This is a genomic window from Rhodanobacter sp. MP1X3 (assembly GCF_014207165.1).
GTDB lineage: Bacteria > Pseudomonadota > Gammaproteobacteria > Xanthomonadales > Rhodanobacteraceae > Rhodanobacter.
Genome location: NZ_JACHCO010000001.1, coordinates 1,085,711 through 1,102,440 on the forward strand (window position 1 = coordinate 1,085,711; position 16,730 = coordinate 1,102,440).

Below are 16,730 nucleotides of genomic sequence, written 5' to 3' on the forward strand. Positions count from 1 at the left end.
GACATGGTGATCCCGCAAGCCGGGGCACGCCATCACCGATGACACGATCTGGGGGTTTCATTTCATGATGGGGTTGGACATGCACACACACACGAATGGCCGTCTAAACAAGACCCGCCTCACTCCGACCCTCCCGGTCACGCCGGTCACTCGCGCTATCCGCGCGGCCCTGGCGATTTCCGCCACCTTGTTGGCTTTGGGCGGCAGTGGTACTGCGATCGCGCAGAGCTGCGTCTTCACGACACCGGCCACGGAGACTTGTGAGGGCGCCTTCACCAACACCTTGCCTGACCCCTCATTCTTTACGCCTGTCACGGACCTCACCCTGGTGTTGGGAGACAGCGCAAACACCGTGCCGACCAGCGTGACACCAGCCGCCGGCCTGATGGGCATCGATGCCAATTGGGGTGGCAACGTCGGCGTGACAAGTTACGCCGACATCACCACGCAGGGGGCCGATGGCATTTTTGCGAACAACGCGACCACGGCGACGGTAAATAACCAAGGCAGCATCACCACCAACGTCACGGCCACCGGTGCCAAGGCGATGGACGTCAATGCGTACGGCGACGTGAGCGTGGTCAACAACGGCCCCATCAGCGCCTACAGCACCGGCGTCTACGACGTGACGGCGGTCAGCGCCTACTCAAGCAATGGCAATGTCTCGGTCGATAACCAGGCTGCCGGCACGATCAACGCCGCCGCGCAGGATGGCAACGCCATTGCGGTCAATACGTATGCCTATGGCGGGGCCACAGTCACCAATGAAGGTGTGATCACTGCCAGCTCAGCCAACTCGGTCTACGGCATTGCCGGGGGCATTGTTGCCCAGGCCGTCAACGGCAACGCCAGCGTCACCAACAGCGGCAGCATCACGGCAACGTCCACTGGATTGCAGGCCGTGGGCATACTGGCCACGTCCAACTATGGTTACGCCTCGGTCATCAACTCCGGCTCGGTCACGGCCACCGGTGGACAGGGCAAGACGATTGGCATCGAGGCGATCGGCCAAACCGGAAGCAGTGTCACTAACTCCGGTTCGGTCACGGCCACATCAACTTCAACTTCCGGTACCGCCATCGGCATCCTGGCGCAGACGGTCAACGGCAACGCCACCATCACCAATACCGGCGGCGTTACGGTCACCTCCGGCTATAGCGCCATGGGCGTTTCGGCGATCTCGGCCGACGGTGACGCTTCGGCCAGCAGCTCCGGCCACATACAGGCCATCGGCCACGGTGGCGTGACCTCGGGCGTCGAAGCCTATACGGCTGTTGGCAATGCCAACGCCAGCAACGCTGGCTATGTGTTGTCGGGCTCCTACGGCGGCAGTGCGGTGGGTGTGTCGGCCACCAGTGGCGATGGTAACGCGACCGCCAGCAATACCGCCGCCGGTTACCTGCGTGTGGTGACGCTGGGCGAAGCCACCAATTACGCCACCGGTATTGCCGCCAAAACCTACAACGGCGATGCCACCGCTAGCAATGACGGCACCGTATACGCGTCGTCGACCCTTGGCGTGGGTATCGGCATCAACGTCAGCGCCACTGGCGGCAATGCCACGGCCACCAATACCGGAGCGATCACAGCACTCAACTCGCTGTTCGCCAATGTCCGCGGCATCCAGGCGATTTCTTCTACTGGTGAGGTCACCGTCACCAACTCCGGCAGCATCAGGGCCTTTTCAAACCAGGTGCTGGGTTACCCGTTTGCTATCACCAGCGTGCTGGGCATCGGCGCGCAGAGCTACGCCGGCACGACCGTCACCAACTCTGGCAGCATCAGCGCGACCGGCCCGTGGAAAACCTACGGCGTGGAAGGGATTTCCCTATACGGCGACACCCAGGTAACCAATACCACCAGCGGAACGATCTTTGCCAGTGGTCTCAGGGCGGTCGGCATTGTGGCCGACGTTGGCTACGGCACGACGTACCAGGCGGTGGTCAATAATGCCGGCAGCATCCACGTCAGTCAGGTTGGCGATTGCGACTGCAATCCCGGTTTCGTTGCCGATGGTGTGGGTATCGCTGCTTTCTCCGACTTTGCCGGGGGTGTCGCGGTCAACAACACCGGCAGCATCATCGTCACCACGCAGCAAGGCGCGTATGGCATCAGCGCCATTACCTACAACAATGCGGCGACCGTCAACAACTCCGGCACGATTACCGTCGGTACCACTGGCTATAACGCATCCAACTTCGGCATCGCCGCGCAGAGCGCGTACGGCAGTGTCTCCATCGTCAACTCCGGCAAGGTATCTGTTGCGACCGGGTTGCTGATCGGAGCGGGCGCCTATGCCCTCAATGACGTCGTCGGCATCTATGGCCACACCGGGCGTCACCACAACGTGGGCTATGGTGCGGGTTATTACGGTGCCGGAGATACCAAGATCACCAATACGGGCGATGTCAGTATTACGGCCACCCGAGAAGGTACCGGCATCTATGCGGTTGCCGAGTATGGTTCCGCCCTCGTCAGCAATTCGGGCCATGTGGTTGTCAATGACACTTTTGGCGGCAGCGGCATCGTGGTCAAAACGGGGCTTAACGGTTACACGACCGTAGGCAGTGCTGGCATCGACAACACAGGGACCGTCCAGGTTTACGGATCGCAGGACGCGCGGGGCCTCGTAGCGCACGTGGTCGGCGGCAATACGATCGACATCACCAATGCGGGCGACGTGGCCGTATCCGGCGAGGTGGGTGCCTTCGGCGTTTTTGCCCGCAACTACAACTACACCGGCAACGCCATCAACGTAAATAACACCGGTTCGATCAGTGCCGACATCGCTACTACCGGGCTCTACGCCCCCAACACCAACCAGAACCATGCTCAAGCCATCGGCGTGGAGACGTACAATTATTCCGGTATCACCACGGTCACCAATGCAGGCTCGATTGTTGCCCACGTCATCTCGACCACCCCGCTGACCGGCAGCGCCGTCGGCATCAATACCAAGAACGGATACGCCGCCCACTACGGCAATACCGTCGTCACCAATAGCGGCTCGATCACGGCATTCGACCGTTCCAACAATGGCAGCCCCTATTTCCATGCGCCACACGGAGCCTGGGCTGCGGGTGTCAACTCGGACGGTACCTACGGCAATTTCACCATTAGCAACACCGGCAGCATTACGGCGACCGCGCAGTCTGCTTACTTTGCCGACGATGGCCTCACCACGGCGAATGGCATCCTGGCGACATCCACGGTGGGCAACTCCGTCGCGCGCAGCCTGACCCTGGGCAACGTCAAGATCACCAACGGCACCGGCGGCTCCATTTCGGCCAGCGCGGAAACCACCTACGGGGCCGGAAGCACCTTCGCGACCGGTCTGTCTGGTGTGGTCAAGATCGGCAGCAATGGCGGCTCGCTGGTCAGCGCCGGCCGTGGCATCACGATCGACAACGAAGCCCTGGTTACCGCGCAGGCAGTCACCGATGCCGCGGCCATCGGTTCGGCCACGGCCACCGGCGTGTCTGCGATCAACGGATCGGTGCAGGGTTTCGCCAGCGTCATCAATGCGGGCACGGTGTCTACGAACGCCACGAGCACCAGTGTGGCGACCGCCACGGGCATCTTTGCCAGCGGCCACAGCGTAACGGCAGCTCTCAACGCGGGTGGCAGCATTAAAGCAACAGCGACCGGTGCCAGCGGTGTGGCCACCGGTCTGTTACTGACCAACACCGGCAGTGCGGCGTTGACCACAAACAATGACGGTGTGCTCAATGCGACGTTCATCGGCGCCGGCAAGGCCTACGGCGCGATGATCAGCTCGGCCGGCGATGTGGCCTTCAGCAACACCGGCCATATCCTCGCGAGCAATGCGACGTCGGCGGTGGGTGTGGCTTTCAACAGCCCAGCCAACGTCACGCTGATCAACAGCGGCACGATCACCGCTAACTCGGCGGCGGCGGGCAGCTTCGCGGTGCTGAGCACCGGTGCGTCGAACGCTGCCATCAGCAACACCGGTACGATCAACGGTGCAATCCAGACCGGCGTCGGCAACGACACGTTGACCAACGCCGTCGGCGGTGTCTGGAACGCGATAGGTGCCTCGGACTTCGGTGCTGGAGACGACACGGTCAGTAACGTCGGCACGATCAACCTGAGCAACACCACGATCAGCCTGGGCAGCGACCCGGCTGGCAACCAGTTCATCAACGCCGGCACGATCGCGGTACTGGGTAGCAACACGATCACCATGGGTACCGGGACTACGATCAATCCCAACCCGTTCACCAACAATGGCACGATCAACTTTCAGAACGGCGTAGTGGGCGACACGCTGACGATCAACGGCAACTTCGCCGGCAACGGCCAGGTCGACATGGATGTGAGTGGCTTGCACGGCACCAGCGATCTGCTGAAGATCAATGGCAACGTGGTTGCCGGTAGTGTGAACACGGTCAACGTGATCTTGCTGGATGATCCCACCACCGCCTCCACCCTGATCCCGTTGGTGCAGGTGAGCGGAACGTCGGCAGCCGGATCGTTCGTGTTGGGTCAATTCGTCCAGCCCAAGGGCTTCCTCGGCTTAAGTGAGATCCTGGTGAGCACGCCGAACGCGGCATCGCTGGGCCTGACGGTCGCTGCCGCACCCGCGCCGCCAACTCCACCAGCACCACCGGTGGCGCCGCCACCTTCCGGCACAGGTGTCGTCGTGACCGTGAGTGGCCTGAGTCAGCTGGGCACGCTGGCCGCGTCGGCCGCACCGGGTGTGCAGAGTTTGATGAGAAGTCAGATCGGTACACTGGAAGATCGGATGGGCGCGGTGAGCCAGACGATCAAGGGCGGCTTGAGCTTGTGGACGCGCGCGTTCGCGGACAGCGGCACGGTGGACCCGCAGCACTCGGCCGGCAACTTCGGTCAGAACGGCAACTTCGGCTTTGACCAGAGCAACTCCGGTGAGGAAGTGGGGCTGGACTTTGCGATCTCCGACGAGGTCAAGGCCGGTGCGTTGTTCGCCAAGTCGCAAGCGAACCAGTCACTCGATGGCAACGAGGCTGACTCGAGCAAGATCACCGGCGATACCAGCGGCATCTATGGCACGTGGATTTCCTCAAGTGGCTTCTATCTGGACGCGTCTTACCGCTGGATGACTTTCAATGATCGCCTGCACGCGCCAGTGGGCTACGCCTCGATCCATGGCAATGCCGATGCGTTCAACCTGGAGGCGGGCAAGACCTGGAAACTGCAGAACGGTCTGCAGATCGCGCCGCAGTTCCAGTACACGCTGACCAAGGTGGACAACATCAACGCGCAGACCGGCAGTCTGGCCGGCTTCCAGTCCACCGGAGACGATGCGTCACGGGCAAGGTTGGGTGTGATGTTCAGCAAGGAGTACACGCCGGCCAGCAGCCACGCGATGTGGATGCCCTATGCCTCCTTGTCGGTGGTGCAGGAGCTGGACGGGAAGAACAGCTACTCGGTTAATGACACCTTCTTCGGCGAGACCAATACCAAGGGAACGAGTGTGCTGGCCGAGACCGGCGTTAACGTGCAGCTAGGCAAGCTGGCACTGTACGGCGGGCTGAACTGGCAGGACGGTGGCGCGTTGAAGAGCTTCTTCGGTGGTCAAGTGGGGCTGCGCTACACCTGGTGAAGCGGCGGGAAGGAAGTCCGTGGATGCAAATTTGCTGGACTCCTTTTGCGGAAGACATAACAAGGGAAAGTCCTGGATGACATCAATGGCGACCCGAAGGAGAGCGTTATCGCGAGCAAGTTACATGGAGCGGGGTCCGTCGAGTCTCAGATGAACTTGGTCCAACGCAGTAAACAGGTATTCACGCCTGGTCAGCAGCGTGTTCTCGAACTGGAAGACGGAGACAGTTTTTTGCTGCAAACGATTTTGTTCGATGAAGACGATAGTGTTCTTCCGCGTTGGCGTTATCGCAGCGCGTCGCAAATCGCAGCGCGTCTGTCGAGCTGGGCGCGGAGGCGTCATGTATTGATTACGTATTGCATGATTGACAAAAACACCGTCCGAATCTGGCGGCTCGGTGCGGTCTGAGGATGTCTACATGAGGATCACTGTATTCGAAGGCTACACGGTCGGAAAGATCGAGCGAGGTATTCCGTTTTCGGCGAAGCAGAAGAAGCTGCTTTCCACCGAACAGAAGCGGGTCCTGCAAATGAAGGGTGGTGAAAGCTTTGTGCTCGTAGCGCACGCCGGTGAATCCTCGGCCGACAATGCCGAACGGCTCGTGCAATGGGCACGATTGAAGGGCATTCGCATCGTGCGGCGCAGGCTAGATGCCGACTCTGTGCGGATCTGTTACATGGGTATTCTCTGACCTGCGATAGTGGCCAAGCTGAAGAAGTGACCATGACCTCACGCATTCAGCGCGCAAGCCGACAACGCTTGCCGGCTTTCTTTTCTTGCGCGAAAAGAGCGACAAGAGTCGTACGTTTCCAGGACGTATCCTTGGATGACGGAGTATGGTCAATCTTCAACGCGTGGCAGTAGCGAGAATTGGGAGAGCTTTACGTGGCAGGCAAAAAGAGAACATCCGATACCGAGATCCAAGCAACTACTGACAAGGGCGAAATCGAACCAGGTCTGAAGCCCATTGCCGTCGCTTCCGCTCCAACGCCGGCCCCTGCGGATTCCTCGAAACCAACGGCGGATGAACCTGCCGTCGATATAGCCATGCAAGTCGAGAAAAGTTGTTCGCGCGGACTGGCGGCTTGGCTGGCTAGCAGTAACCTTTCCCTCGCGATTTCCTCCTATCAGACGGGCCGGGTGTACCTCGTCGGCAGTGACAAGCTCGGCCGGGTGTCTTTCTTCGAACGCCTGTTCGAGCGCGCCATGGGTATCGTTGGCAATGCCCAACGCATTTACCTCGGTAGCCTGTATCAGTTGTGGCGCTTCGAGAACGTATTGCGCCCAAACGAGGTTATCCATGCTCAGTTCGACAAGTGCTATGTCCCGCGCAATGCCCAGACCATTGGCGACTTGGATATCCACGAACTGGGCATCCGCAAGGACGGCAAGGTAGTCTTCATCAACACCAAATACTCTTGCGTTGCCGAGTTGAGCTTGACGCACAGCTTCAAGGCGATCTGGAAGCCGGACTTCATCAGCAAGCTGGCGCCCGAAGACCGTTGTCACTTGAATGGCCTGGCCATGGTCGACGGCGCGCCCAAGTATGTCACCGCTGTGTGCAAAAGCGATGCGGTGGATGGCTGGCGCGACCGGCGCCACGATGGCGGCGTGGTGATCGACATCGACACCAATGAGATCGTCTGCGAAGGTTTGTCGATGCCGCATTCGCCACGTTGGGCCAATGGCAAGCTGTGGCTGCTCAACGCAGGCACTGGCCACTTGGGTTGGGTGGATTTCGCGACGAAGTCTTTTGTGCCACTGGCGTTCTTGCCGGGGTTCGTGCGCGGCCTGTCGATCTTTGGTAACCATGCGGCCGTGGGCCTGTCCAAGCCGAGGAACCAGCGCTTTGAAGGTCTTCAGCTGGACGCGGAGCTGACCAAACGCGATGTCGAACCTTGGTGTGGGGTGCAGATCATTTCGCTCACTAACGGCGACGTGCAGCACTGGATCCGTTTCGAAGGTGACATTTCCGAGATCTTCGACCTGTGCTTCCTGCCGAACGTGCGCAATCCTATGATGGTGGGATTGCGTACGCCGGAAATCCGGGAACTGATCACGTTTGAAACTGAACTGCAGAAAGGGGAAGTAGCCCCATGAGCTTGAGAATGACGAGCTCGATGGGGTGCATGGCTGTAGCGTTGTTTATCGCAAACGCGGTACAGGCCCAATCGCAGTCCGTGACAACGGCGACAAAGACGCCGGCCACGCGCGCAATCCAAGCGCAACCTGCCGATGAAGCAGATGCAATATTTGCCCGTTGGGATACCGACCACAACGGAACGCTGTCTCTGGATGAGTTCCGGATCGGATGGCATCAGCTTCAGGCCACGATGACATTGCGTCGGCTGCATGAACAATTCGTAGCGATGGACACTGACAAGAATGGCTGTCTGGACGCAGAGGAGTACAGCCGCCTGGAACTAATCAGGAACGCTGGCAAGCGGGCGCCGCCGATGTCGATGTTCGATACAGAGAAGAACCAGTGCCTGGATTTCAAGGAATACGTGAACGTGGTCAACTACTTGTTGAGGCACGAGCACAAATGATCATCGTTCGACACTTTGTTACAACTTATGCTTTACGAATAGAGATCTGCGTATTGGCGTGGAGCCAGTCGAATAGCCCGGACCGAGCCGCGATGCTGCATTAAAGGTGTTCGGCGATAATGTTTTGTCAGTCATCAGAGTATGACGTCGATTGCTCTGGCACGGCTGGACACAGGTTCAGAAAGCCAGCATGCGGCTTGGGGTCAGGCGGGCGACTGGAGTATTGCAGCAACGATGAGATGAGTTGCCTCAGCCGCGATTTTTTCCAGACTCTGTGGCTTGTCGCCCGGGGTGACTGAAGCGACAGCGAGTCCCCTGATCGCTCCAACAAGTGCAATGGCCGTCAAAGAGAAGTCTCGTTTCGGCGCTAGTTTGATTTTCGCCAAACGATCCGCTTCTTGTTTGATGAGCGAAGCGAACACGTTCAGAGCGGCCTGCCGATGAGCCTCCATAGCGGCGCTTACTCCCACTGATTCAATATGAGCGATGCGCGCCATACGTCTATCGGCCGTCATCGTCTTGAGATAGGCAGTGACACCCGCACCTGCGCGAGCCTTGAAATCCAAAGGGTCTGCCTTTGCTAAGGATGACGCGGCCGCTTCAATCGCACGCACATTGATGTCGTCGTAAAGAGCGTGAAGTAATTCTTCCTTGCTCCCGAACTCTTCATAGAAGTTTCGCGCAGAAATCCCAGCCATCGAGCAAAGCTGTTCTATGGAAGTGTTGCTGTAGCCGTCACTGGCGAAGGCTTCCGTCGCCGCCTCGATCAGTTTGTCGCGGCGTTCAGTTCGGCGCTCGGCGGTCGTGCGACTCCGGTACCGACGACTTTCTGCGTTATTCACCTTCAATGACATGATCCATTTTTGTGGCAGTGCAGCTTGCAAAGCTACATCGTGAGCGTAACTTGCAAATTGGTATGAAGTCTTACCAGTTTACGATGTCCAGTAGGCAGTCGTCCTGGGCATCGCATTGGTGAGTTCGGAGGGGCGTGTGTATGACTGTTCGATTCGTGGCCATTTTAGCAGTAGCCCATGCGGTATCGATTGCTTGTGGACGACCGGCTGCCTGCGCAGATAACGGCTCCAACGACTGGAGCGGCCAGCCTTCCGTTGGATCCTTTGAGTCTCTCGCATGGCCTGGGAGTTTGCAGCCGATCATCTCGTCAGAATTTTCCTCTTTACAGAAATGCCTCGATAAAGCACCGCAGAAGTAGCTTAAGCCGCGTCGTCGTGTCGATGACACTTGTCGTGATGACGTTGGTCGTTGTGTCAGCAATTCGGTCGACTGCTCGCGGTAGAGGCTTATGTGTCACCGCCTGCAGTCTGGGGTTTTAATGCAAACGGCAATGGGAGTAGTGCGATGAAGAAAGCAAGCTTTATGGCAGGCGCGCTGGCGTTGGTTTTCACCCTGACAGGTGCCATCACCAGTTCCGTCAGGGCGCAGACTATTGTTCCGCCACCGAACAGCGATCCGTTCTATGTTCCACCGACCGGTTACTCATCTTTGCCGAACGGGATGATACTCAGCGATCGCACGATCAATGCGGAATATCTGCTGCCGTTTCTATCTACAAATGTCACCAATCAGTTGGGCAGTGCAGGCGCGGCGCTCCTGCCCGCAATCAGCACATTGCAGAACCTGAAGATCAATGCCTATCAGGTGCTGTACAAATCCACGGATTCCAATAACCAGCCGGTGGCCGAAGTGGTGACTATTCTGGTTCCGCAGGAAACGTGGAGCGGCAGTGGCACGCGTCCGTTGGTCGCCTTCGAGAGTGCCGAGGATTCAGTGTCGAACATATGCGAACCGTCGTATACCCTTCGTGCGGGACTACTGGGGCAACCAGCTAGCCAGGCATCGGGCAGCCAACTTGACATGTTACTTGGATTGATTCCATTGACCGAAGGCTATGCGGTCGCGATTGCCGACTATGAAGGGCCGCAATCGGAATGGCTCGCTGGTGCACAGGCCGGACATGCCGTGCTCGATGGTATCCGCGCGGCATTGCATTACGCGCCAGACGGATTGTCGTCTACGACACCGGTTGGTCTCTCTGGCTACTCGGGTGGTGGCGGCGCGGCGGGCTGGGCAGCAGCTTTGAGGCAGGTTTATGCGCCCGAGTTGAACATCGTTGGTGCAACGGTGGGTGCGGCGTCCAATTCCGATCTTAGCGTCGTGTATAAGGCCAACGATGGCACCCTGGAGGAGGGCATACTTCCGCAGGCAGTGGTCGGTCTGTCGCGTGCTTACCCCAATGCAGGGGTCGCGCAATATTTCAATGCCGCAGGCAATCAGTTGCTAGCGGCGGCTGCCAATCAGAACCAGTGCCTCATCACGCAGGCCATCACCTTCGCTTTCGACGGGCCACTTGAGAATTACACGATTAATCCGAGTGTCAATTTGGTGGATTCCCCGCCAGGCGGCATTCTTTTTCCTGCTAACAGCCTTGTCGATCAACCGCTCGTACCGGATATGCCGATCCTCAACTATAACGATGAGTTCGATGGATTCGTGCCGGTGACCGGAGATAACGAAGTTGCACTGAAGTACTGTAAAGCGGGCGCCAATGTGGAAGTAATGCGCACTTCGACACCGTTGCCGTTTTCAAATGGCACTCCGGTTGGCGTCGCCGTGCATGGGATCGCCGCGATCGAGGGTGCGTTGCCAGCACTGCATTACCTTACCAATCGGTTCAAGGGTTTGCCGCCGCGTAATGACTGCCCATACTCGGTCCTGTGGTCGGTGAACGACGGGATGCCTTACCATGCGCTCAATACGCAGTGATGGCGAAGCATTGATAGAGCCGTTGCTCGTCCTGCTCACTGTAATGAATGTTGGCTTCCTACATTGACTGCAAAAAGCCCGCCGAAAGGCGGGCTCTTTTTTATCTGGTGAGACTTCGCTCAGTTTTATTTCATCATGAGAACGTTGTTGCTTCGATTGCGATCTGGCAGCACGTGCTCGGGATCGATGGTGACGGATTTCACCTTGCTCGTGCCTGCGACGTGGACAACGTAGGTGCGGTGCTGTTGCCAGGTTTCCCACGGCACGCGGACATTCTGCTTGCTGCCGTCGTCGTAGATGACTTCGAGCGTCGCTGGCAGTACCAGTTGGTCGAGATTGGCGACGGTGACATCGAGGCCTTTGTGGAAATCGCCGCTGGTGTAGACCGCTTTTTGCACGGCGAGATCAAGCTGCCAGTTGTGCTGGTACCAGGCATTCCAGAACCAGCCCAGATCTTCGCCGGTTTCGTTTTCCATGAAGCGGAAAAAATCCGACGGGCTGGGATGCTTGTAGGCCCAGGTGGCGATGTAGCGTCGGAACGCGGGGTCGAAACGTTCTGGCCCGATGATTTGTTCGCGCAGGAGTTGCAGGCCGAAGGCGCCTTTGAAGTAAGTGATCGGATGGCGGTATTTCTCCGACACCATGTCGGCACCGATCAGTAGCGGTGGGGCATTCGTATCGGTCAGCACTTTGGTCATCTGATCGGCGGGCGTGCCCTTGCCGGGGGCGTACTCACCGTCGCGCTTGGGTGCGTATTCGCCGTTGTGGAAGTGGTCGGCCTCGTAGATATCGATGAAAGTGTTGAAGCCTTCATCCATCCACGCATCGCGGCGTTCGTTGCTGCCGACGATCATCGGGAACCAGCTGTGGCCGATCTCATGGGCGATCAGTGCGTGCAGGTCGCTGCCGCTCGCGGTCTTGTCGTCGAAGGTGATGGCGGGATATTCCATGCCACCCGCGGTACCGGCCTCGTTGACGGCCACCGGCCACGGGTAGGGAAACCACTGTGCCGAGAAATATTCGGTGGATGCCTTGAGGTATTCGGTGGCGCGGCTCCAGGCCTTGTCGCCAGCGCTCTCCACTGGATAAAGCGACATCGCCAGCGCTGTTTTGCCGGCAGGGAGATTGATGCGTGCGGCATCCCAGACATAAGCCTTGGATGCACCGAACGCAACATCTCTGCTGTTCTGTATACGGAAGTGCCAGGTCAGCGTGCCGTTCTGCTTTGGCCGGCTGGACGGCTGGGTGACTTCCTCGGCCATGCGGATCATCACCGTGGTATCGCTGTGCCGCGCCTGTTCGAGCCGCTGCTGCTCGGTGGCGGTAAGTACGTCGGCAGGGTTGAGCAGCTCGCCGGAGCCGGTCACGATCATGTCCCAGGGTACGGTGACCGAATAGTCGAAGTCGCCGTATTCCAGATAGAACTCGCTGTTGAGATAGGGCGCGGTATCCCATCCGCGCAGATCGTCGTACACGCATAGTCGCGGATACCACTGCGCCATCTCGAAGATGTCGCCGTTTTTGCTGTGGTTCACGTCGGTGCGGCCACCGAATTCGCCGGGTACGGTGTAGCTCCAGCGGATATGCAGGCGCAGCTGACCATCCCTGGCTTTCAGCGTGGTCGGCAGGCGCACTTGCATGCGCGTGTCGGAGATCACCCAGGTCGCGTTCTGCAGTTTGCCAGCGCTGTCCTCGACCTGTACCGATTCGATGGTTTCGCCATCGGTGAATTCGGTGGGGAAGCTATCGCTGAAGGCGCCGCGTGCATCCTTGCGATAACGGTTCTGCTCCACCTGCAGCCACAGCACGTCGAGCGCGTCGGGGCTGTGGTTGGTATAGGTGATGATTTCGCTACCGCTGAGTTTGCGGCTGGCCGGATCCAGTGTGGCCTTGATCGAATAGTCCGCGTGGTTCTGCCAGAACAGCGGGCCGGGCATGCCGCTGGCGGAACGGAACGCGTTGGCCGGCTGCGGATACGCGTAGGGCGCGAAGGTTTGCTGCGGATTGAAGCGCGATGCGGGAGATGTATCAGCCGTGGCGCCGGCCGCTGATGCACCACAGGCCGAAAGCATAAACAGTGTGAGACCGGCAGCGAGCCGCTCTGGAGTGAAAAGATTCATGCGACTCTCGTGCGGGGAAGTGGGTCAGGGAACGCCGCCCGACTCTATCAGGGCCAGCACCTCATAGCAGGCTCCCATAGTGTGGTAATCGGTCTTGCCGGCGGGGCTTTTCTCGTCATCCATTTTGCGGTTGTCCACGGTGAGAATCCGGTACCAGGCACCGTATTTGTGGTCCACAAAATGTTCCCACGCGTAAGCCCATAGTTTCCCGTACCAATCGTCATAGACCGGCAGCCCGGTGCGCGCGTGCAGCAAGGCGGCGGCGGCCAGCGATTCGGCCTGGACCCAGAAATACTTGTCGCCATCGCAGACGCTGCCGTCCAGCCCAAAACCGTAGGCGATGCCGCCGTTCTTCTCATCCCATGTCCGTGCCAGCGCGGTGTCGAACAAATGCATGGCGGTCGGCAGCAGCCAGTTCTCTTCGCGGCCGCGCTCGAGCAGCAGCGGTTCCATGATCATCAGCAGCTTGGCCCATTCGGTCTGGTGGCCGGGCTGGTATCCCCACGGGCGGAACAGGTCTTTCGGGTTATCGCGGTGGTAGTCCCAGTCGACGTTCCATTCGCTGTCGTAGTGCTCCCATACGAGTCCGTCGGCCTTGGCCGCCTGACGGCGGGTCATGTGATCGGCCAGCGTGAGCGCGCGCTCCAGATAGCGTGGATCGTCGCTGGCCTGATACGCGGCCAGCATGGCTTCGCACATGTGCATGTTGGCGTTCTGGCCGCGGTAGCTGCTGAAGTGCCAATCGGCATCAGCTTCGTCACGATACAGACCAGCCTCGACATCCCAGAAGCGTTGTTCGAGCAGTTGCCAGGTTTCGTCCATCCAGGCGCTGGCCTCGGTAATGCCGGCCTTCAGTGCGGTGGAGTAAGCCAGCAGCACGAAGGCCACGCCGTAGGCATGGTTGGTGCGATCTTCCGGCAGGCCGTCGCGGATCGTCCACGTGTAGCCGCCGCTTTTCGGATTGCGATGCACGTCACGCAGGTAGCGCAAGCCATGGCGGGCGGCGTCGAGGTACTCATTAGCCAGAGCGGCCTGCTTGCCGAATTCGATCGATGCCATCGCATAGTTGAAGACAAAGCGTGTGCTGCTGACCAGGTGGCGATGGTTGCGATCGTAGATCGTGCCGTCGTCCTTGAAATAATGGAAAAAGCCGCCTGCCGGATCGATCGCGCGTGGATGGTAGAACGCCATCGTGTGGGCGATGTGTTTGCGCAGGAAATCCGCCGAACGGAAATCTGGCGTGGCGGTGTGTGAGCTGTTGTGCGTGTCGGAACTCATGCGTGCGTCTCCATGAAGTGTTTGGTTTCGGCATCGGTTGGCATCGCGGTAAACGAGCCCTGGCGACCGACGGCGATCGCGCCGCAGGCGGCGGCGTAGCGCAGTACGGCATGCAAATGCGGCAGCGAGGTCAGCAGCGGCTGCAGGCGTTCGGCTCCGCGACCATCGAGCGCGGCAAGCTGATACAGCAGTCCACCGACGAAGGCATCGCCAGCAGCCGTGGCATCCACCATCGGTACCGAATAGCACGGCAGTTCGCCGTCCATGTCCGGATGAAACCAGCGCATCGGTTGATTGCCGTCGGTGACGATCAGCAAGGTGGTGCGGCCTTTCCACAGTGCTTCGAGCGCGGCCTCCTCACCATCCACGGCGATGTAGGCAAACTCCTCGGCGCTGAGCTTCACCGCGTCGGCCAGATGCAAAGCCGTCCACAACGCGGCGTGTGGTTCGCTGCCTTGCGGCCAAAGGGCTGGGCGAAGATTCATGTCGAAACTCACCAGCGCACCGGCCTCGTGTGCCCGGCGCATGCCTTCGTAGGTGGCTTCGGCCAGATCAGGGTCGGTCAGGCTGTTTGAGCAGACATGAAAGATGGCGATATCGCCGAAAGTCTTGTTGCCGAAATGATCGGCGCGAAACAGCAGGTCGGCTGATGGCGGTCGATAGAAGCTGAAACTGCGTTCGCCCTTGGCGTCGTGCGTCACAAATGCGAGTGCCGTATTCGCGGCGCTCGTGCGCGCAACGTCCTGGGTGCCGACACCCTCGTGTTGCAGACGATCGAGCAAAAAATCGCCAAAGCGATCATTGCCCAACATGCCGGCAAAGCGCGCTTCGCCGCCGAGGCGGGCGACGGCTACCGCGACGTTAGCGGGCGCGCCGCCGGCAAACGGCACGAATTGTTGCGCGAATCCGCGCTCATCGTTGCCCTGCGCATGAAAGTCGATCAGCGCCTCACCAAAACAGAGAATGGGTTGCATGGTCTTGAGTTCTTGGAGTTGAAAAAAAGCAGGTCGAAAAGACAAGGCGAAAAAAAGCGAGGCGCCGCAGCGCCTCGCTCTGACCGACCATTTACTTGACGGTGCGAACCTTGGAGCCGCTGACGCCGTAGAACAGGATGTACAGGTAGCACAGCAGTGGCAGGAAGAAGGCGTGCTGCAGACCGATGTGGTCGGCAAATACGCCCTGCACATACGGAATTAGTGCGCCGCCGACGATGGCCATGATCAGCAGGCTGGATGCCTTGCTGGTCAGGGTGCCAAGACGCTCAATGCCGAGGGCGAAGATGGTCGGGAACATGATCGAGTTGAACAGGCCAATCGCTACAATGCTGTAGACGGCCATATCGCCGCTGGTCAGCATGGTCGTCAGCACCAGCAGGGTGTTGACGGCGGCAAAGATCGACAGCATGGTACGTGGCGAAATTTTCGCCATCAGTGCGGAACCGATGAAGCGCCCAACCATCGCACCACCCCAGTACAGCGATACGTAGTGCGTCGCTTGCTGCTCGGTCATGTGGCCGATTTCCGGCATCGCCAGATAGTTGACCAGGAAGCTGCCGATCGATACCTCTGCACCGACGTAGAAGAAGATACCCAGCACGCCGAACAGCACGTGCCGATGGCGCAGCGCCTCCATCAGCGTGTGCTTGGCGGTGCCCGGTTTTTCGGTGGTTTCTTCCAACGCTGGCAGGCGGAACAGCCACACGAACACCGCGAGCAGAAACAGCACGACTGCCAGCCCCACATACGGCATCTGCACGGCATGCGCCTGCTGGGTCTGGTAGATCAGCTGCTGTGCTGGCGCCAGCTTGGCCAGCTCATCCGGGCTCTTGACCACGTTGGACAGAATCAGCAGGCCGCCGAACAGTGGCGCCAGCGTGGTGCCCAATGAGTTCAATGCCTGGGCCAGGGTCAGCCGGCTGGAACTGGTTCTTTCAGGGCCAAGCAGGGCCACGTAGGGATTGGCGGCGACCTGAAGCACAGTGATGCCGGTGGCCAGCACGAATAGCGCAGCCAGGAAAGCGTTGTACGAATGCAGCGCCGCAGCCGGCCAGAAACCCAGGGCGCCGATACCAGCAATCGCCAATCCGGCGACGATGCCTTTCTTGTAGCCCAGCGCCGCAACCAGCTTGCCCGAAGGCAATGCCATCAAAAAATACGCGCCGAAAAAAGTGAACTGCACCAGGATCGCCTGGGCGTAATTGAGCTGGAAAATCGACTTCAGATGCGGGATCAGAATGTCGTTGAGGCAGGTCAGGAAGCCCCACATGAAAAAGATCGTGGTGAGCACGCCAAGTGCCATCGGGTAATCGGTGTAGCGATTGCCCTTGGTTTGGCCTGATGCTGCCGTGGGCGGAAGGTTTGGAGCCATGGGGATGGAGAGTCCTTGGTTGGGCTT

The 16,730-nt window shown here is 59.3% G+C and carries 11 protein-coding genes; 6 read left to right on the forward strand and 5 right to left on the reverse strand.

Going from position 1 to position 16,730, the window contains the following annotated elements:
• Positions 1 to 79 precede the first annotated feature (79 nt).
• The 5 genes from HDE79_RS04515 (at position 80) to HDE79_RS04535 (ending at position 8,154) form a co-directional block, all read left to right on the forward strand.
• The gene (locus HDE79_RS04515; RefSeq protein ID WP_184600694.1) at positions 80 to 5,605 is read left to right on the forward strand and encodes an autotransporter outer membrane beta-barrel domain-containing protein; all 5,526 of its coding nucleotides are present in this window, start codon (positions 80 to 82) and stop codon (positions 5,603 to 5,605) included.
• Between the two features lie 150 nt (positions 5,606 to 5,755).
• The gene (locus HDE79_RS04520; protein WP_184600695.1) at positions 5,756 to 6,013 is read left to right on the forward strand and encodes a hypothetical protein; all 258 of its coding nucleotides are present in this window, start codon (positions 5,756 to 5,758) and stop codon (positions 6,011 to 6,013) included.
• A gap of 10 nt (positions 6,014 to 6,023) precedes the next feature.
• A complete protein-coding gene (locus tag HDE79_RS04525) occupies positions 6,024 to 6,296 on the forward strand; it encodes a hypothetical protein (RefSeq protein WP_184600696.1) in 273 nt (90 codons plus the stop codon).
• 179 nt (positions 6,297 to 6,475) lie between these two features.
• Positions 6,476 to 7,705 (forward strand): TIGR03032 family protein, encoded by a 1,230-nt coding sequence (locus tag HDE79_RS04530; protein ID WP_255488238.1) that lies wholly within the window; start codon positions 6,476 to 6,478, stop codon positions 7,703 to 7,705.
• A gap of 29 nt (positions 7,706 to 7,734) precedes the next feature.
• Complete coding sequence (locus tag HDE79_RS04535; protein ID WP_184600697.1) at positions 7,735 to 8,154, forward strand: EF-hand domain-containing protein; 420 nt, start codon at positions 7,735 to 7,737, stop codon at positions 8,152 to 8,154.
• Between the two features lie 203 nt (positions 8,155 to 8,357).
• Here HDE79_RS04535 and HDE79_RS04540 read toward each other — a convergent pair whose 3' ends face one another.
• Positions 8,358 to 9,038, reverse strand: a complete 681-nt coding sequence (locus tag HDE79_RS04540; protein ID WP_184600698.1) for a TetR/AcrR family transcriptional regulator — start codon at positions 9,036 to 9,038, stop codon at positions 8,358 to 8,360.
• A gap of 475 nt (positions 9,039 to 9,513) precedes the next feature.
• On the opposite strand from HDE79_RS04540, the gene HDE79_RS04545 reads away from it, so the two are divergent.
• A complete protein-coding gene (locus HDE79_RS04545) occupies positions 9,514 to 10,938 on the forward strand; it encodes a lipase family protein (protein WP_184600699.1) in 1,425 nt (474 codons plus the stop codon).
• A 125-nt stretch (positions 10,939 to 11,063) separates the two neighbouring features.
• Here HDE79_RS04545 and HDE79_RS04550 read toward each other — a convergent pair whose 3' ends face one another.
• The 4 genes from HDE79_RS04550 to fucP all read right to left on the reverse strand — a co-directional run bounded on the left by HDE79_RS04550 (position 11,064) and on the right by fucP (position 16,709).
• Positions 11,064 to 13,010 (reverse strand): M1 family aminopeptidase, encoded by a 1,947-nt coding sequence (locus HDE79_RS04550; RefSeq protein WP_255488299.1) that lies wholly within the window; start codon positions 13,008 to 13,010, stop codon positions 11,064 to 11,066.
• 72 nt (positions 13,011 to 13,082) lie between these two features.
• Positions 13,083 to 14,336, reverse strand: coding sequence for an AGE family epimerase/isomerase (locus HDE79_RS04555; RefSeq protein WP_184600701.1), 1,254 nt, complete (start codon positions 14,334 to 14,336; stop codon positions 13,083 to 13,085).
• Positions 14,333 to 15,310: a carbohydrate kinase gene (locus HDE79_RS04560; protein ID WP_184600702.1), complete on the reverse strand. Its 978-nt coding sequence runs from the start codon at positions 15,308 to 15,310 to the stop codon at positions 14,333 to 14,335. The genes HDE79_RS04555 and HDE79_RS04560 overlap by 4 nt, the downstream gene beginning before the upstream one ends.
• A gap of 91 nt (positions 15,311 to 15,401) precedes the next feature.
• Complete coding sequence (fucP, locus tag HDE79_RS04565) at positions 15,402 to 16,709, reverse strand: L-fucose:H+ symporter permease (protein ID WP_184601111.1); 1,308 nt, start codon at positions 16,707 to 16,709, stop codon at positions 15,402 to 15,404.
• Positions 16,710 to 16,730 lie beyond the last annotated feature (21 nt).